Below are 17,655 nucleotides of genomic sequence, written 5' to 3'. Positions count from 1 at the left end.
ATGTTCACTCATTCTAGACAAAATCCGGGCAATCAAACTTGCGGCACGAAAAGATACTGAAGGATGTGTCCGATTTCGGAAAACCAGGTAAAGGACGGTTGGCATTCGTGGGACAAGTACACGTTTTGGAACACCCGTTGATTCAGCACAAGTTGACCATCATGCGCTCCAAGGACACGCCAACCAAGGAGTTCCGGGAGCTGGTGCAGGAAGTCGCCATGCTCATGGCCTACGAAATTACGCGGGACTTGCCGCTGGCGCCCATCGCGATTGAAACGCCGGTCGCGCCAACCGTGGCCAAGGTGATTCACGGCAAGACGCTCGCGATTGTGCCGGTGCTGCGGGCGGGCCTGGGCATGGCCGACGGGATTTTGCAGCTGATTCCCAACGCGAAAGTGGGGCATGTGGGCCTCTACCGCGATCCAGAGACGCTCGAGCCGGTCGAGTACTACTGCAAGCTGCCGCAGCAGATGGACTTGCGCGAAGTGATTGTGGTCGACCCGATGCTGGCGACGGGCGGGTCCGCGTCGGCTGCCATTGAGGCGGTGAAGCGCCGCGGTTCGACCAGTGTCAAGCTGATGTGTCTGGTGTCCGCGCCGGACGGGATTGCGCGAGTGCAGCGTGACCATCCGGATGTCGACATCTACGTCGCGTCCATTGACGAACGCCTGAACGATCACGGCTATATCGTCCCGGGACTGGGCGATGCCGGCGACCGCTTGTACGGTACGAAGTAAACCGGGCACCGAAACAAGCCGGACACCAAGGTGCAGAGAAGCAGTAAGGAGGATTCATCTTGACCACGTCTCCCGTACGTGTGATGACGGTGTTTGGGACACGGCCCGAAGCAGTGAAGATGGCGCCGCTGGTGAAGGCGCTGGAGGCTTCACCAGACATCGTGTCCACCGTTTGTGTCACGGCACAGCACCGGGAAATGCTTGACCAGGTCCTGGAGGTGTTCCGCATCTTTCCGGATGACGACCTGGATATCATGGAGCCGAGCCAGACGCTCGGCACCATCACGCGCAAGGCCCTGGAGGGCCTGGAGCAGGTGATTGCGGACCGCAAACCGGACATCGTGCTGGTTCACGGCGACACGACAACCACGTTTGCGGCCGCGCTGGCCGCGTTTTATCAGCAGGTGGCGATTGGCCACGTGGAGGCGGGCCTGCGCACCTACGACAAGTACAGCCCGTATCCGGAAGAGATGAACCGGCAGCTGGCGGACGTGCTGTGCGACTTGTTTTTCGCGCCGACGCAGTGGTCGGCGGATAACCTGGCGCGCGAAGGGAAGGCGCCGGAGCGGGTATTCATCACGGGAAACACCGCGATTGACGCGATGCGTACCACTGTTCAGAAGGACTACCACCACCCGGTGCTCGACCAAATCCCGAGGGACGCCCGCATTCTCTACATGACGTCGCATCGCCGGGAAAACCTGGGCGAGCCGCTGCAGAACATCTGCCGCGCGGCGCTGGACGTGGTGGAGGCGTTTCCGGATGTGCAGCTGATTTATCCGGTGCACCTGAACCCGGTGGTCCGGGAAACCGCCTTCTCCATCCTGGGGAATCATCCGCGCATTCATTTGATTGACCCGCTGGGTGTCGTGGACAACCACAACTTTATGGCTCGGGCGTACCTGATATTGACCGACTCCGGCGGCATTCAGGAGGAAGCGCCGTCACTCGGCATCCCAGTGCTCGTCATGCGCGACACAACGGAGCGGCCGGAGGGCATCACGGCGGGGACGCTGCGCCTGGTTGGGACCGACCGCGGTGCCATCTTTGACGCTGCGTCCGGGTTGCTCCAGGACGCGGCGCAATACCATGATATGGCTGGGCGCAAGAACCCCTATGGCGACGGCCGCGCATCGGAACGCATTGTGCAGGCCATTTTGCACCACTTTGGCCGCGGTCCGCGGCCGGAGGCGTTTCAGTATCGGTGAGGTCGGCATGCGTAAGTCCGCCGTCACGGCGGGCGGATTGGACCGGCGCCGTCAGGGACAGTCGGTCGTAATCTGGTGGGGGGCAGGCGGAATCAGGCGCGATCATTCGAAAGGAGCGTGTCTTCGATGGGAGAGGAAGTCGTTTTAGCGGGCGCGGTACGGACGGCCATCGGCAGCTTTCAGGGGACCTTGGCGCCGTTGTCGGCGACACAGCTGGGCGCCATCGTGATCAAAGAAGCGTTGGCGCGTGCTGGTGTGCGTGGCGATCACGTCGAGGAAGTCATCATGGGCAACGTGCTGCAGGCGGGGCTCGGGCAGAATCCGGCACGCCAGGCGGCGATTCACGCGGGATTGGCAGATGGGGTGCCGGCGACGACCGTGAATAAGGTGTGCGGATCGGGACTCAAGTCCGTCATGCTCGCCGCACAGGCGATTCGGGCTGGCGACGCGGAGCTGCTGGTCGCAGGCGGCATGGAGAGTATGACGAACGCGCCGTATCTGCTGCCGGGTGCGCGCGGCGGGTATCGCATGGGGGATGCGAAGGTGGTGGACAGCATGATCCGCGACGGCCTGTGGTGCGCGTTCTGCGACACGCACATGGGTATTACCGCCGAGAACATCGCCGAGCGCTACGGACTCACGCGCGAGCAGCAGGACGCGTTTGCGGCGCGCAGCCAACAACGCGCAGCCGAGGCGGTGCGAAGCGGCCGGTTCAAGGACGAGATCGTTCCGGTCGAAGTCCCGCAGCGCAAAGGCACGGTGGTGTTCGACACAGACGAGTTTCCGCGGCCGGATACGACAGCGGAGACGCTGGCCAAGCTGCGGCCGGCCTTCAAGAAGGACGGTACGGTGACCGCGGGCAACGCGAGCGGAATCAACGACGGTGCGGCGGCCGTTGTGGTGGCATCGGCTCGGCGGGCACAGGCCCTGGGGCTGAAGCCGATGGCGCGCGTCATCAGCTACGCGAGCGCCGGTGTTGACCCGTCCGTCATGGGCCTCGGGCCGATTGACGCGACCAAGAAGGCCCTGGCGAAAGCAGGTCTGAGCGTCGCCGACCTCGACTTGATTGAGGCGAATGAAGCCTTCGCGGCGCAGTCGCTCGCGGTCGGCCAGGAACTGGCGTTCCCCGACGACAAGCTGAACGTCAATGGCGGCGCCATTGCGCTGGGCCACCCGATTGGCGCCAGCGGCACGCGCGTGCTCGTTACCCTCGTGCATGAATTGGCCCGGCGCGGCGGCCGCTACGGCCTGGCCACGCTGTGCATCGGCGGCGGCCAAGGCGTGGCGATGGTCGTGGAGCGCATATAAGCGGGCTGGTGGGGGGGCGGAGGCGTGTTGGAGGCGGCCCGGTGACCTAGAGGCGGGCCGCTGGCCTAGAGGCGGGTCCGGCCGGGCATAGGGCACGAAAGGTGCCTTAGCGCCTGCGGGCTGGCGGGACCTGGGCAGGCATAGAGCACGAAAGGTGCCTTAGCGCCTGCGGATTGACGGGCTCCTGGCGAGCATAGGGCACGAAAGGTGCCTTAGCGCCTGCGGGCTGGCGGGACCTGGGCAGGCGTAGGGCACGAAAGGCGCCTTAACGCCTGCGGATTGACTGGACCTGGGCAGGCATAGGGCACGAAAGGCGCCTTAGCGCCTGCGGATTGACGGGTCCCGGCCGGGCATAAGGCACGAAAGGCGACTTAGCGCCTGCGGGCTGGCGGGACCTGGGCAGGCATAGGGCACGAAAGGTGCCTTAGCGCCTGCGGGCTGGCGGGACCTGGGCAGGCATAGGGCACGAAAGGTGCCTTAGCGCCTGCGGATTGACGGGTCCCGGCCGGGCATAAGGCACGAAAGGTGCCTTAGCGCCTGCGGATTGACGGGTCCCGGCCGGGCATAAGGCACGAAAGGTGCCTTAGCGCCTGCGGATTGACGGGTCCCGGCCGGGGCATAGGGCACGAAAGGTGCCTTAGCGCCTGCGGATTGACGGGCTCCTGGCGGGCATAAGGCACGAAAGGTGCCTTAGCGCCTGCGGGCTGGCGGGACCTGGGCCGGCATAGGGCACGAAAGGTGCCTTAGCGCCTGCGGGCTGGCGGGACCTGGGCCGGCATAGGGCACGAAAGGTGCCTTAACGCCTGCGGATTGACTGGACCTTAGCAGGCATAGGGCACGAAAGGCGCCTTAGCGCCTGCGGATTGACTGGACCTTGGCAGGCATAGGGCACGAAAGGTGCCTTAACGCCTGCGGGCTGGCGGGCTCCTGGCGAGCATAGGGCACGAAAGGTGCCTTAGCGCCTGCCCGCCTACCGTCCGTCTACCGTCCGTCTACCGTCCGCCTACCGTCCGCCTACCGTCCGCCTACCGTCCGTCGCCTCGCGCGATTACGCCGACGCCACCCAACAATTCCCATCCATTGAAACGGATGAAGGCACTTCTTGAGCGTGCTTTCACCCGTCCTTCTTCTCTGCATTAGAAAGTGATTAGAACAGTTTTGTGACATCCTTGGTCGATCACGACTGATTTCGGCGCAACCGCTTTCTCCTTCGTTGACAACGAAAATTGGGGTAGTGTACTATTAGCGAGGGTTCTGGCATTTCACTGTGAGGTGCTGCTGTTCCACAGGATGCAACACTGAGAGTGCTTACGGAAAAGTCGCAGTGTCGTGTAGCATCTCCAAACGGAAACGGTGACAAGCGGACAGGTTCGCCTGGCGGCTCGTTGGGTGTCGATAATGATCCAGACTTGTCGAAGTGCGCTGTCGACCGCACCAGCAAGACGCCCGGCAACGTTGCACCGGCAAAACGCATGCAAGGTGGCGCTGGCATAGTCCTGGCGACGGCCAGTGGCAAACAGTCAAGCGCCATGTTCGCTGTCTGCGCGTTCACGATCCGTTCGGTTGGGTGGTGGCCAAGTTCGCCGACAAGGGAGATCAACCGTCAAAGGGAGATAAGCCTTCCAGCGAAAAGACGCCATGGCAGATGCTCGCTCTGTTTTCCGGAGCCACACTGCAGTTGCCCACGTGCATCGTCGTCTTTGGCTATTTCGGACATGTATTCGCTGTGCGTTGGCACCACGCTGCTTGGAGTGTGATTGGTGTGGTCGTCGGTACGCTCGTGGGTGCGTCCGGACTCGCGTTCCTCGCAAAACAGTTCTTGGGAGATAAGCCATGAATGACTTGGATCGTCTGAATCGTCGGCTGCGCGCCATCAAACTGACAGGGTTGGCGTTTTTTGTCCTGACTGTCGTCGTATGGCTGTTCGCGTGGTTTTTCGCGCGTGAGTGGCGCGAGGTGATGAATGGGCTGATCCTCGGCGAGGTTGGCGGGGCATACGTTGTGTTTAGTATGATCCGCCAGGGGCATGTCAACGATGATACACAGGGGCCGTTGCTGTTTGCCTCGGGTATCATCGGCATGGTGACGCGGTGGGTCGTTTTGGCGGCGGTGATGGTGGTTGCCCTCAAAGTGCCACACATCAATGTTTATACCGCAGTTATCGGCTATATGCTCGGGTTTGTCCTCATTTTCGCCGGTCTCTATGGCTATGTCAGAAACCAAAATTCCATTCCCAGGGCAAGGTAGGTGATAACGTGCCAGCGTTCCCGTACCTGTTTGCAAACACCTTTTTTCCTATCAACCTGACGACCATCGCGATGATGGTATTCGCCGGATTGGTGGTGTTGATTGCCCTGCGTATTGCAGTGCGCAAGTTGGATATGCACCCCCGGGGATTTCAGAATGTGATGGAGTGGGCTGTCGAATTTACCGCGACCATGGCGAAGGACACGATGCCCAATGAGCAGGTGGTCCAGTGGATCATGCCGCTCGCATTCACGATGCTCATCTTTTTGTTCGTCTCGAACTGGCTGGGACTCATCGCGACCGTCGCGATCCACTTGCACCATCCCGTGCCAGCGCTCGGCATCACGGCTGAGAAACTGAGCGAATCCAAGGGTGAGGTGATGTTGTTTGACTCACCGACCGCCAATATGAGCATGACGCTCGGATTGGCCGTCATGGTGTGGATTATCGCTCACGCCCGCGGGCTTCGGCATCCCAAGATATGGCTGAAGCACTTCGTGTCGCCGTCTCCACTGGCGATTCTCGAGGAGATCACGAACCCGCTCACGCACGGCATGCGTCTTTATGGCAACATTTTCGCGGGTGAAGCGCTGATTGGAATCTTCCTCGGCATTCCGTATTTGTTTGGGTGGGTGCCGACGGGGCTGCCGCTGTTGTTGGTGTGGCTCTTCTACAGTGGGTTTGTGAGCACCATCCAGGCATACGTGTTCTCGATTCTGATGTGCTTATACATTGGGAACAAATCTTTTGAAGGACAAACGCACTAATCGAGCGATGAGCAGGCTGAGCCAGCGTTAGTTCAAGATCTAAATTGTTCATTCGCAGAAAAGTGTGAGTACCCTAGCAGTCCCAGTTTTACATCAGTTCAAATAAGCTTGTACGAAAAAAGGGAGGACGTTCTTTCATGACAATGGCACAAGCGTTAGCGGATATCGCGGTCGCTCTGATGCTCGGTTTGGCTGCGGTTGGTTCTGGTGTGGGTGACGGTTTGGTCATGAGCAAGTACGTAGAGGGAGTTGCACGTCAACCGGAAGCCCGTGGTTCGATTTTTGCCAGCGCTCTGCTGGGTGTTGCCTTGGTTGAAGCCTTCCCTGTCATCGCGCTTGCGTTCGGCTTCATTCTGCTGTTTACCGTCGGCAAACTGTAAGTCACTGCTTTGGCACACCGGCTGTCCGGAGCCAAATTCGAAAGATGGACAGGTTTAGGCCGCGTTGCAACAGCATGAACGAAGGCCCGCGTAGTCTGACAAGGGAGGTGGCCTCTGGTGTTTGAAACAGGAACGTTTGTGGTTTCGATTGTCACGTTTCTGATTCTGTTTTGGCTGATTCAAAGGTTCGGCTTCAAGCCGCTCGCCAATATCATGGAACAGCGGCGTCTGCACGTAGAGAAGCAGATTTCCGACGCCGAGCAGCAGCGCGCCGAAGCAGAAAAGCTGCTGGCTGAACAGCGGGCGCTCCTTGAACAAGCCCGGCAGGATGCCAGGAATCTGCTCGATGCGGCTCGAGCCCGCGCGGACGAACAGGCCCGCAGCATCATCGCGGAAGCGCAGGCAGAATCGCAGCGCCTGCTCGATGAAGCGCGTCAACTGATTGAACGTGAACGCACGGAAGCGCTGAACGCGGCGCTGCAGCAAGTGGCCGAAATCACGGTCGAACTGACCAGCAAGCTGCTTCGCAACCACGTGTCTGAGACAGTTCACAAGGAAATGCTGCAAGAAGCGGAAAAACAACTGGGTGAACTCGTATGCTGAGCGGGGCCGTCACGAACCGATACACGCAGGGTTTGTTCAAGTTTGCAGAGCAGCAGCAAGCTGTAGACAAGGTGGATGAGAGCCTGAAATTGCTGGCGGACGTGCTTGGTGCGCATCCAAAGCTGCAGGACATCCTCAATCATCCGTTGATTGATGCGGACAGCAAGGCAAACGCCATCACAAACGTTTTCGGCGAAGCGCTCGATCCGCTGGTGGCGCGATTCGTCAAAGTGCTGCTGAACCGTGGGCGCGGCGGGTACATCGCCGCGATTTACGAACGTTTCCACGCCCTTGCCCAAGCGGCGAAAGGCGAGCTGACCGTTGAGGTCCAAAGCGCGATGCCGCTTGCGGAGGAACAACTGCAAGAGATTGAGAAACACCTGAGTGCGTCATTGAACAAGAAAGTTCGCGCGTCTTTGCATGTCGATCCCGATCTAATTGCGGGCTGCCGAATTCGCGTCGGAGACCGGGTCATCGATGCGACGATTCGGGGCGCGCTTGCGCAGTTTAGTCAGAAACTGGTCAGTGGGGCCACCAAGGAGGGAACCCTTTGAGTATCCGGCCGGATGAAATCAGCGCGCTCATACAAAAGCAGATTGAGCAATTTGAGGCGCAGGTCCAGGTATACGACACAGGGATTGTGTTGTCGGTTGGTGACGGTATTGCGCGCCTGTATGGTTTGCAAAACGTCATGGCCGGCGAGTTGGTTGAGTTTTCGAACGGCGTATACGGCATGGCGTTCAACCTCGAAGAGGATAACGTCGGTGTCATCGTTCTGGGTTCCGTCGAAGGCATTCAGGAAGGCGACCAGGTCAAGCGGACCGGCCGCATTGCGCAGGTGCCGGTCGGTGAAGCGCTGTTGGGCCGCGTCGTGAATCCGCTCGGACAGCCGATTGACAACGCTGGACCGCTGCAGACGGATACCTACCGTCCGATTGAGTCGCCGGCACCGGGCGTAATTCAGCGGAAACACGTCAGCGAGCCGATGCAGACCGGGATCAAGGCGATTGACGCAATGATCCCGATTGGCCGCGGACAGCGCGAGCTCATCATTGGCGACCGCCAGACCGGTAAAACGGCGATCGCGCTCGACACCATCATCAACCAGAAGGGTAATGGCGTGAAGTGTATCTACGTCGCCATCGGCCAGAAGCAGTCCACCATCCGCCAGGTCGTGGAGACGCTCAAGAAGCACGGCGCGATGGATTACACCATCGTCGTCGCGGCGAGTGCGTCCGAGCCGGCGCCGCTGTTGTTCATGGCGCCTTACGCTGGCTGCGCGATGGGTGAGTACTTCATGTACAAGGGCGAGCACGCCCTCATCATCTACGACGACTTGACCAAACAGGCTGCGGCGTACCGCGAAATGTCGCTGCTGCTCCGCCGTCCGCCCGGTCGTGAGGCGTTCCCTGGCGACGTGTTCTACTTGCACTCCCGCCTTCTGGAACGCGCTGCGAAGCTCTCCGATGCGCTGGGCGGCGGGTCGCTGACGGCGCTGCCGTTCATCGAAACGCAGGCCGGCGACATCTCGGCGTACATTCCAACGAACGTGATCTCGATTACAGACGGTCAGATTTTCCTGGAGTCCGACCTGTTCTTCTCGGGTATCCGACCTGCTGTCAACGTCGGGCAGTCCGTGTCTCGTGTTGGCGGCGACGCGCAAATCAAGGCGATGAAAAAAGTGGCAGGTACGCTGAAGCTGGACTTGGCCCAGTACCGCGAACTGCAGGCGTTCGCGCAGTTTGGGTCAGATCTCGATAAAGCGACACTCGCGCGTCTGGCGCGAGGGGAGCGGACGGTCGAGATCCTCAAACAGAACCAGTATGCGGCGATGCCCGTCGAGCGTCAGGTCGTATCGCTGTGGGCGGTTGTGAACGGCTATGTCGATGACCTGCCGGTCAGTGCCGTGCGCACCTTTGAGGAACAGTGGCTGGCGTATGTTGCGGCGAACTACCCGCAGATTTACGAGGCCATTGTTTCGACCAAGGACCTGGGCAATGACACGGTGGAACTGTTGAAGGAAGCGGTCGCGAAGTTCAAGGCGACGTTCGTCGCGTAACCGGACGACCTCGAAAAGGTGGTGAACGGAGTGCCGCAAAACACCAGAGACATTAAGCGAAGCATCAAGAGCAAGCAGGATACGGCGAAAATCACCAAGGCGATGGAGATGGTGTCGGCTGCCAAGCTGCGCCGGGTCCAGGAAGCCGTGCAGTTGTCCAAGCCTTATCTGGCGAAGATGCAGAGCATGCTGGCGAACGTGTCCAAGTCAGCGCGCTACGTCAAGCATCCGCTGCTGGCGGAACGTCCGGTGAAACGGACGGGGTACCTGGTGATTACCGGCGACCGCGGACTGGCTGGGGCCTATAACGCCCAAGTCATCAAGCTGGCGCTGGCACAGTTCCGCAGCAAGGACAAGTCGAGCTACAGCATCTATGCGGTGGGGCGCCGCGGCCGCGACTTCTTCGTCCGTCACGGTTACCCAGTCGCCGGTGAGGTCATCGGCTTGCCGGACTCGCCGACGTACCACAGTGTGAATGCGCTCGCTGAACAGGTTGTCTCGGCTTATGCAGAAGAGCAGTTCGATGAACTGTACTTCATATACAACGAGTTTATCAATGCCGTGTCGCAGGTTCCGGTCGTGAAGAAGGTACTGCCGCTCAGCAACGTGGAAAGTGACGACGCTGCACAGGGAACGGTCCAGTACCTGTATGAGCCGGATGCGGAGACGGTGCTGCACGCCCTGTTGCCGAAGTATGCAGAAACCCTGGTGTACCAGGCGGTTCTGGATGCCAAGGCCAGTGAGCACGCAGCCCGGATGACGGCGATGGGCAACGCGACGGACACAGCGAACGAGATGATCGAAAAGCTGACGCTCGCGTTGAACCGCGCGCGCCAGGCGGCCATCACGACGCAGATTGTGGAAATCGTCGGCGGCGCGGAAGCGCTGAAGTAACCGCCGCGATCACGCGCGCGCCGGGCTGAAATGATTGCCATCAAGAATCGGAACCACACTGGGAGGATGCAGCGAGCGCTGTATGCTCCAGAGGGAGGCGAAGGATTTGAATAAGGGGCAAGTGGTTCAGGTCATGGGTCCTGTCGTGGACGTTCGGTTCCCCGAAGGACAGCTGCCTGCCATCAATAACGCCTTGGTCATCAACTACGAAGGCGACGTTCCCGTTCACCTGACACTGGAGGTTGCCCTGCACCTCGGCGATAACGTGGTGCGCACCGTTGCCATGTCGTCCACCGATGGTCTGGTGCGCGGTGCGGAAGCGGTCGACACGGGCCGGCCCATCAGTGTTCCGGTCGGACCGCAGACGCTCGGCCGTATCTTCAACGTGCTGGGTGAAGCGATTGACGAAGCAGGTCCGGTCGAGACGGAGACACGCTGGTCCATTCACCGTCCGGCGCCGGCGTTCTCAGATTTGACCACGAAAATGGAAGTGTTCGAGACCGGTATCAAGGTCATCGACTTGCTCGCTCCGTACGTCAAGGGCGGGAAGATCGGTTTGTTCGGCGGCGCGGGCGTCGGCAAGACCGTTTTGATTCAGGAGCTTATCCACAACATCGCGAAGGAGCACGGCGGTTACTCCGTGTTTGCGGGTGTGGGTGAACGGACGCGCGAGGGAAACGACCTGTACCATGAAATGAGCGACTCGGGCGTCATCGACAAGACGAGCATGGTGTTCGGCCAGATGAACGAGCCGCCGGGCGCGCGTCTTCGTGTGGCGCTCGCAGGGTTGACCATCGCGGAGTATTTCCGTGACGAAGAGCAGCGCGACGTACTGCTGTTCATCGACAACATCTTCCGTTTCACACAGGCCGGTTCCGAGGTGTCGGCGCTGCTCGGCCGCATGCCGTCCGCCGTCGGTTATCAGCCGACCCTGGCGACGGAAATGGGGCAGCTGCAGGAACGCATCGCGTCGACCGTCAAAGGTTCGATTACCTCCATCCAGGCCATCTACGTGCCAGCTGACGACTACACGGACCCAGCGCCTGCGAACACGTTCACGCACTTGGACGCCACGACCAACCTCGACCGTAACATCGCGGCGATGGGCTTATATCCCGCGGTCGATCCGCTCGCGTCCACGTCCCGCGCGCTGTCTCCGGACATCGTCGGCGAGGAGCACTACCAGGTGGCCCGCTCTGTGCAGCAGATTCTGCAGCGGTATCGAGAACTGCAGGACATCATCGCGATCCTCGGTATGGACGAATTGAGCGACGATGACAAGCTGACGGTGTCGCGTGCGCGTAAAATCCAGAACTTCCTGTCTCAGCCGAACTTCGTGGCCGAGCAGTTCACGGGTGTGCCAGGCAAGTATGTCACCGTGAAGGACACGGTGCGCAGCTTCAAGGACATCCTCGACGGCAAGTGCGACGAGATTCCGGAAGTGCTGTTCCGCTACCGTGGCTCGATTGATGAGGTGTACGAGGCCGCGAAGGCAGAAGGCATTGCGGTCTAAATAAGGAGGCGGCGGAATGAGCACGGTGCTGTTGGAAGTCGTGACGCCTGACCGACTCCTCCTGTCCCATCCGGTGACCTTTGTCGTGGTGCGCGGCGGCTTCGGCGAAATCGGCATTTTGCCGAGGCACGCACCACTGGCCACCACGGTGCAGCCGGGCATCGTGAAGGTCCGGATGGAAGAGGGCGAGGATTACATTTCGGTTAGCGGTGGATTCCTCGAAGTCCGCCCCGACCGGATCACGCTGCTCGCCGACGCAGCGGAAACGTCCGCCACATTGGATGTCGAACGTGCACAGCGCGCCAAGCAACGCGCCGAAGAGCGGCTCGCGAAGCGAGGCGAGGGCATCGACATTGCCCGGGCCGAGGCGGCCCGGGCACGGGCGCTGCGCCGGCTGGAAATGCTGGAGCTGTCGAACGCGTCAGGGAACGTATTTGAGAAGGTCCTCAGCAAGTCAGCGAGTCAGTAACCCCGTCGCGGTGCGCGGCGGGCTCACGAGGACGGAGTTCACGCAAGGACTGCCGCCGCAGGGTGGCCGGCCTTCGTGGGCTCCGTCCTTTTCAGAATCGCGGTTCGTGAATTGTCATCCCCAGCCCGGCTTCCGTCCTCCAAACCACTGGTGCAAGTTCCCATCGGTTTTACACAAAAATACCCGTCTGATATAATGTTCAAGGTCATTGTGCAAAGGTTCACAATCTGTAGAACATGGAGGGAAGGCCATGTTTGCGTACTGGAACGGGTACTTATACGTGTTCCTTTTTCTATTGCTCGGCGTCATCCTGCCCGTTGCCGCGCTGTGGGTTTTGGGGCCGATTCTCCGTCCCAGCAAGCCCAGCAAAGAGAAGCTTACCTCGTACGAAAGCGGGGTCGATCCCATCGGGGACGCCCACGTCCGCTACAATGCCCGCTATTATTTATTCGCGCTCTTATTCGTTGTATTCGACGTGGAAACACTCTTTCTCTATCCCTGGGCGGCCAGCTTTCATAAACTCGGGATGTTCGGGCTGGTCGAAATGCTGATCTTCATTTTCATGCTCGTCATCGGCCTGATTTACGCATGGAGAAAGAAGGTGCTGGAATGGACCTGAGCCGTGCTGCTCAACTCCCCGTGATTGAGTACGAGGGACTGACGCCGGAAGAGAACGCAGAATTGCGCCGCGGCGGTTTGCTGCTGGCTCCCCTCGAACAGGTCAAAGCCTGGGCGCGCAGCAACAGCTTGTGGCCGCTGACGTTTGGCTTGGCCTGCTGTGCCATCGAAATGATGGGCGCCGGCGCGTCGCATTACGATCTCGACCGCTTCGGCGTGATTTTCCGCGCCTCGCCGCGCCAGTCCGACGTCATGATTGTCGCTGGAACGGTGACGAAAAAGATGGGACCCCTCCTCAAGCGGTTGTATGACCAGATGCCGGACCCGAAGTGGGTCATCTCCATGGGCTCCTGCGCCACCGCCGGCGGCCCCTATGTTCGCAGCTATTCCGTGATGAAAGGCGTGGACCAAATTGTCCCCGTCGACGTCTACATTCCCGGGTGCCCGCCTTCCCCGCCCGCACTCATCTACGGCATCAACCTGCTGCAGGAGAAAATCCGCAGCGAGGCACGCCGGAAGAAGGTGAATCCTGCGTGACAGACGAGGAACGCAAGGGAACGGAGCAGCCGATCACTGCGGAACCCGCCGACCGGTCGGGCGACGCCAAATCGACGGAAGCCGCCGAAGCCGCACAGCCTGCGCCCGAGGCCAAGCCTGCGGAAGCCGTCGAAGCCGCACAGCCTGTGCCTGAGGCCAAGCCGGACGCCAAGCCTGCGTCGGATGCCAAGCCCGCCGCACGGCCTGCACCCAAACCGGCGGCCGCGAAACCGGCTGGCGCCGCCGCGAAACCGGCTTCAAAGCCCGCGCCGCCGCCGGATCCGCGGGTAGAAGCTGCGAAGGCCGAGGCGGAAAAGCTGAAGGCCGCGCTGGTTGAGAAGTTTGGCGAAGGCGTTGTTGAGGAGACCGGGGCTGCACTGCATACGCCGATGGTCGTGATCGCCAAAGACCGCTGGTACGAAGCGGTCGATTTTCTGCGCACGAACGACGCGTGGAAGCTCAACTACATCGAATGTATGGTCGGGACCGACTACCCGGCCAAGGGTTACATAGAAATCGTGATTTACGTGCAGTCCACGTCGCTCGGGCACTGGGTGTGCCTGAAAACGCGGACGGACCGCGATCGGGCCGAAGTCCCCTCGCTGGTGCCCAGCCACCCCGGCGTGAACTGGGAGGAGCGGGAGATCTACGACCTGCTTGGTGTGACATTCACCAACCACCCTGACTTGCGGCGCATCATGCTGTGGGACGAATTCGCCGGACACCCGCTGCGCAAGGACTACAACGAGTGGCAGGGAGGGGAGGATTCCGATGGCGCTGGTCAACCAGAGTCAGACGAATGACGGACGCGCACACGCGCTCACACCCGCTGCGAATGAAACGGGCGGTGAGGTGCGCACCGAGGAGATGCTGTTGAACGTTGGACCGCAGCACCCGAGTACGCACGGCGTGTTTCGCCTGGTCGTAAAAATCAGCGGCGAGACGATTCTCGATGCCGATCCCGTCATCGGCTACCTGCACCGCGGCACCGAAAAGCTTGCGGAGGGCCTGCAGTACACGCAAATCATCCCGTACACCGACCGGCTCGACTACCTGGCCGCCATGCTCAACAACTACGCGCTGTGTCACACGGTGGAAGAGGCGATGGGGCTGGAGATTCCAGAGCGCGCCGAGTATCTGCGCATCATCGTGATGGAACTCAACCGCATCGCGTCTCACCTGCTGTTCGTCGGCGCGTATCTGCTCGACCTGGGTGCGATGAGCCCGTTCTTGTACGTCTTCCAGGAACGCGAACGCATTGTCCAGATGTTCAACGAAATCTGCGGCGCGCGGCTCACCTACAATTACATGCGTGTCGGCGGCGTCAAATGGGACGCGCCCCAGGGCTGGCTCGAAGAAGTGCGCGCATTCATTCCGTTCATGCGCGAACGCTTGAAAATGTACGACGAACTCATCAGCGGCAATGAGATCTTCTTGAACCGCGTGCGCGGCATTGGCAAGTTCGACACGGAGACGGCCCTCGCCTGGGGAATGAGCGGCATCAACCTGCGGTCGACCGGTTTTGAGTGGGACCTGCGCAAGAAGAAGCCCTACTCCATCTACGACCGATTTGAGTTTGACGTGCCAGTCGGCCAGAACGGCGACTGTTTTGACCGGTACTACCTGCACCTGCTGGAGATGGAGCAGTCCCTGCGGATTGTGGAGCAGGCGCTCGACCAAATTCCGTCGTCCGGCCCGGTCCTCGGCAAGGTGCCTAAACTCATTCGTGTGCCTGCAGGCGAGCACTACGCCGGCATTGAAGGCGCACGCGGCGAACTCGGCTTCTACATCGTCAGCGACGGCAAGGATAAGCCGTACCGGATGAAAATCCGCAAGCCGTCCTTCGTCAATCTGCAAATCCTGCCCGATTTGCTGCGGGGACAGAACATCGCGAACCTCATCGCCATCCTCGGCGCGGTCGACATCGTGCTTGGGGAGGTGGATGCCTGATGTGGAACTGGCAAGGGCAGCCCCTCACCGGGCTGCACATCCTGGCGATGCTCATCGGCGGCGTCATCATCCTGCTGATGACGCTGGGGGTCGTCACCTACACGATTCTCTGGCAGCGGAAAATCATCGGCTGGATGCAGGGCCGAATCGGTCCGAACCGCGTCGGCCCGCTGGGCCTCTTGCAGACGACCGCCGACGTGTTGAAACTGCTCATCAAGGAAGACGTGGTGCCCGCGATGGCCGACCGTCCGCTGTTTCTCATCGCGCCGATCATCGCGTTCGTTCCCGCATTCATGACGCTTGCTGTCATCCCGTTTTCGGCGCATCACGTGTTTACGGCCAATCTCGGTATCGGCGTGCTCTACTACCTGGCGCTCAGCGCCATCACGATTCACGGCGTCATGCTCGGCGGCTGGGCTTCGAACAACAAGTACGCACTCATCGGCGGCATGCGCAGCGCGGCGCAGATGTTGTCCTATGAGATCCCGCTGGGCATGTCCATCGTGGGTGTCGTCCTGATGGCCGGCACGATGAACCTGAACGACATTGTCACCGCCCAGGCCCATGGCTGGTGGTACATCATTCCGCAGTTCCTCGGCTTCTGCATCTTCGCGGTGGCGTCCACGGCGGAGCTCAACCGCACGCCGTTCGACCTGCCGGAAGCCGAGTCGGAGCTGGTCGCCGGCTATCACGTGGAGTACACAGGCTTTCGCTTCGCCTTCTTCATGTTGACGGAGTACGTATACCTGTTCGCCATGGCGGGGTTGTGCGCGACGCTGTTCTTCGGCGGCTGGAGCGGCCCGTTCCTGCCTGGCTGGCTGTGGTATGCCATCAAGGTGTTCTTGTTCATCACCATCCAATTCTGGATTCAGGCGACGATGCCGCGCATGCGCGTCGACCAGTTGATGACCTTCAGCTGGAAGGTGCTCATGCCGCTGGCCCTGGCGAACCTCGTGATCACGGCCGTCCTGAAGGCGCTTGTTGGGTAGCGTCAGCCTCTTGAAAGGGGGATTACATCATGTTTGGGTTCCTCAAGGGACTCGGCGTCACGCTCAGCCAATTACCGAGGAAAAAAGTGACGCTCCAGTACCCGGACGTCATGCCTGAGTGGCCGGAGCGGTTTCGCGGTGTCCACCGGTTTATTCCGGAACTGTGCATCTCGTGCCAGCAGTGCGCGCGGATTTGCCCGACCAGCTGCATTTCACTGTCCGGTGCACGCGACCAAAACAAAAAAATGCGCATCGACACCTTTGATATCAACTTTGAGATTTGTATTCTCTGCGACCTGTGCACGGAGGTGTGTCCGACGGAGGCGGTGCTGATGTCCGACACCTTTGAAATGGCGAAGTACACGCGGGATGACTTGTACCTCGATATGCACTGGTTATACGAGAATGAGCTGCGATACGAAAAGAACCATCCGGAACGTTTTGCCGCAGCGGCAGAGGCCGTCGAGGCGGCCGCAAAAGCCGCCGATGAAGCTGCGCCGAAGAAAGCGGGTGACGCGTGATGAGCTTCACCTGGAATCTGCCGACCATCGCGTTTTTTCTGATTGCCCTGGCGATTCTCGGCTGCGCCATCATGATGCTGAGTTTCCGCAAAGTGGTCTACATGGCGCTTTCCATCGGCGGCGTGTTCATCGGCTGCTCGGCCATCTATTTTCTGCTCGGTGCGGAGTTCATCGGGATCGCCCAGGTGGCCATTTATGCTGGCGCCATTACGATTCTCATCCTGTTTGCCATCATGTTGACGAACCACGAGGCGATGGAGCCGCCGACTCACTGGAACCTGCGCAATGTCGGCGCGGCCGTGGGCGCGATTCTGCTCGCAGCAACCCTGTTCTTTACCATCCGCTCGGTGTCGTGGCCTGCAGAGCAGGCGGTGGATGTCAACCAGGGCAACAGCAACGCGGTCGCGGTCGGCCTCGCCATCTTCAAGCAGTACACGGTGCCGTTTGAACTGGTGTCGCTGCTGTTGATTGTGGCGCTGGTGGGTGCCGTCATTCTCGCGCAAGAGCGAAAGGAGGACGAGTAACGTGGGCGGTGCAGCGTTGATACAGGTCCCGACGGCTTCCATCCTGGCTTTGGGCGCGTTCCTGTTTTGCATTGGGCTGTACGGCGCACTGACCAAGCGCAACCTCATCATGGTGCTCGTTTCGGTCGAACTGATGCTCAACGCCGCGAACATCAACCTGGTGGCGTTCTCTCGGCTCGGCGCAGCACCGAGCCTCGACGGCCAGGTGTTTTCCTTGTTTACCATCACGATTGCTGCGGCAGAGATCGCTGTCGGCCTGGCGCTCTTGCTGGCCGTGTTCCGGCTGCGCAAAACCAGCGAGGTCAAAGATCTCGACACTCTGAAGAGGTGA

At 60.4% G+C, this 17,655-nt stretch carries 20 protein-coding genes; all 20 read left to right on the top strand.

Translation table 11 applies throughout. From position 1 onward, the window contains the following. Window positions 1-161: 161 nt before the first annotated feature. Entirely contained in the window at window positions 162-737 is a 576-nt protein-coding gene (gene upp / locus JI721_RS05665; RefSeq protein ID WP_407654095.1) for a uracil phosphoribosyltransferase, read from the top strand. 83 nt (window positions 738-820) lie between these two features. Beyond that, complete coding sequence (gene wecB, locus JI721_RS05660) at window positions 821-1,945, top strand: non-hydrolyzing UDP-N-acetylglucosamine 2-epimerase (protein ID WP_274457697.1); 1,125 nt, start codon at window positions 821-823, stop codon at window positions 1,943-1,945. Between the two features lie 126 nt (window positions 1,946-2,071). After that, the gene (locus JI721_RS05655; RefSeq protein ID WP_274457087.1) at window positions 2,072-3,253 is read left to right on the top strand and encodes an acetyl-CoA C-acetyltransferase; all 1,182 of its coding nucleotides are present in this window, start codon (window positions 2,072-2,074) and stop codon (window positions 3,251-3,253) included. A gap of 1,833 nt (window positions 3,254-5,086) precedes the next feature. Beyond that, on the top strand, window positions 5,087-5,500 hold the full coding sequence (locus tag JI721_RS05650) for a hypothetical protein (protein ID WP_274457086.1): 414 nt from the start codon (window positions 5,087-5,089) through the stop codon (window positions 5,498-5,500). Window positions 5,501-5,508: 8 nt separating this feature from the next. Further along, a complete protein-coding gene (gene atpB / locus JI721_RS05645) occupies window positions 5,509-6,267 on the top strand; it encodes a F0F1 ATP synthase subunit A (RefSeq protein WP_274457085.1) in 759 nt (252 codons plus the stop codon). A 143-nt stretch (window positions 6,268-6,410) separates the two neighbouring features. Then, window positions 6,411-6,647: a F0F1 ATP synthase subunit C gene (gene atpE, locus JI721_RS05640; protein WP_274457694.1), complete on the top strand. Its 237-nt coding sequence runs from the start codon at window positions 6,411-6,413 to the stop codon at window positions 6,645-6,647. A gap of 117 nt (window positions 6,648-6,764) precedes the next feature. Beyond that, window positions 6,765-7,250, top strand: a complete 486-nt coding sequence (atpF, locus tag JI721_RS05635; RefSeq protein ID WP_274457084.1) for a F0F1 ATP synthase subunit B — start codon at window positions 6,765-6,767, stop codon at window positions 7,248-7,250. Beyond that, window positions 7,244-7,804 (top strand): ATP synthase F1 subunit delta, encoded by a 561-nt coding sequence (gene atpH / locus JI721_RS05630; RefSeq protein ID WP_274457083.1) that lies wholly within the window; start codon window positions 7,244-7,246, stop codon window positions 7,802-7,804. The genes atpF and atpH overlap by 7 nt, the downstream gene beginning before the upstream one ends. Next, entirely contained in the window at window positions 7,801-9,309 is a 1,509-nt protein-coding gene (gene atpA / locus JI721_RS05625; RefSeq protein WP_274457082.1) for a F0F1 ATP synthase subunit alpha, read from the top strand. The genes atpH and atpA overlap by 4 nt, the downstream gene beginning before the upstream one ends. 30 nt (window positions 9,310-9,339) lie before the next feature. Beyond that, entirely contained in the window at window positions 9,340-10,203 is an 864-nt protein-coding gene (atpG, locus tag JI721_RS05620; RefSeq protein ID WP_274457081.1) for an ATP synthase F1 subunit gamma, read from the top strand. Window positions 10,204-10,336: 133 nt separating this feature from the next. Next, complete coding sequence (atpD, locus tag JI721_RS05615; protein ID WP_407654094.1) at window positions 10,337-11,716, top strand: F0F1 ATP synthase subunit beta; 1,380 nt, start codon at window positions 10,337-10,339, stop codon at window positions 11,714-11,716. Window positions 11,717-11,732: 16 nt separating this feature from the next. Beyond that, complete coding sequence (locus tag JI721_RS05610) at window positions 11,733-12,185, top strand: F0F1 ATP synthase subunit epsilon (protein WP_274457079.1); 453 nt, start codon at window positions 11,733-11,735, stop codon at window positions 12,183-12,185. Window positions 12,186-12,435: 250 nt separating this feature from the next. Next, a complete protein-coding gene (locus tag JI721_RS05605) occupies window positions 12,436-12,804 on the top strand; it encodes an NADH-quinone oxidoreductase subunit A (protein ID WP_274457078.1) in 369 nt (122 codons plus the stop codon). Beyond that, window positions 12,795-13,340 (top strand): NuoB/complex I 20 kDa subunit family protein, encoded by a 546-nt coding sequence (locus JI721_RS05600; RefSeq protein ID WP_274457077.1) that lies wholly within the window; start codon window positions 12,795-12,797, stop codon window positions 13,338-13,340. Before JI721_RS05605 ends, JI721_RS05600 begins: the two co-directional genes overlap by 10 nt. Continuing rightward, window positions 13,337-14,143: an NADH-quinone oxidoreductase subunit C gene (locus JI721_RS05595; RefSeq protein WP_274457076.1), complete on the top strand. Its 807-nt coding sequence runs from the start codon at window positions 13,337-13,339 to the stop codon at window positions 14,141-14,143. Before JI721_RS05600 ends, JI721_RS05595 begins: the two co-directional genes overlap by 4 nt. Window positions 14,144-14,207: 64 nt before the next feature. Continuing rightward, entirely contained in the window at window positions 14,208-15,290 is a 1,083-nt protein-coding gene (locus JI721_RS05590; RefSeq protein WP_274457692.1) for an NADH-quinone oxidoreductase subunit D, read from the top strand. Next, on the top strand, window positions 15,290-16,279 hold the full coding sequence (gene nuoH / locus JI721_RS05585; protein WP_274457075.1) for an NADH-quinone oxidoreductase subunit NuoH: 990 nt from the start codon (window positions 15,290-15,292) through the stop codon (window positions 16,277-16,279). Before JI721_RS05590 ends, nuoH begins: the two co-directional genes overlap by 1 nt. 29 nt (window positions 16,280-16,308) lie before the next feature. Further along, a complete protein-coding gene (locus JI721_RS05580) occupies window positions 16,309-16,800 on the top strand; it encodes a NuoI/complex I 23 kDa subunit family protein (protein ID WP_274457074.1) in 492 nt (163 codons plus the stop codon). Beyond that, a complete protein-coding gene (locus JI721_RS05575; protein WP_274457073.1) occupies window positions 16,800-17,324 on the top strand; it encodes an NADH-quinone oxidoreductase subunit J in 525 nt (174 codons plus the stop codon). Before JI721_RS05580 ends, JI721_RS05575 begins: the two co-directional genes overlap by 1 nt. 19 nt (window positions 17,325-17,343) lie before the next feature. Next, window positions 17,344-17,655 carry an NADH-quinone oxidoreductase subunit NuoK gene (gene nuoK / locus JI721_RS05570; protein ID WP_407654093.1) on the top strand — a complete coding sequence of 104 codons (312 nt, stop codon included), beginning with the start codon at window positions 17,344-17,346 and terminating at the stop codon, window positions 17,653-17,655.

Origin of the sequence: Alicyclobacillus cycloheptanicus (assembly GCF_028751525.1) — a bacterium.
In the GTDB taxonomy this organism is placed as follows: domain Bacteria; phylum Bacillota; class Bacilli; order Alicyclobacillales; family Alicyclobacillaceae; genus Alicyclobacillus_L; species Alicyclobacillus_L cycloheptanicus.
This window is presented reverse-complemented; position numbering and strand designations above follow the sequence as displayed.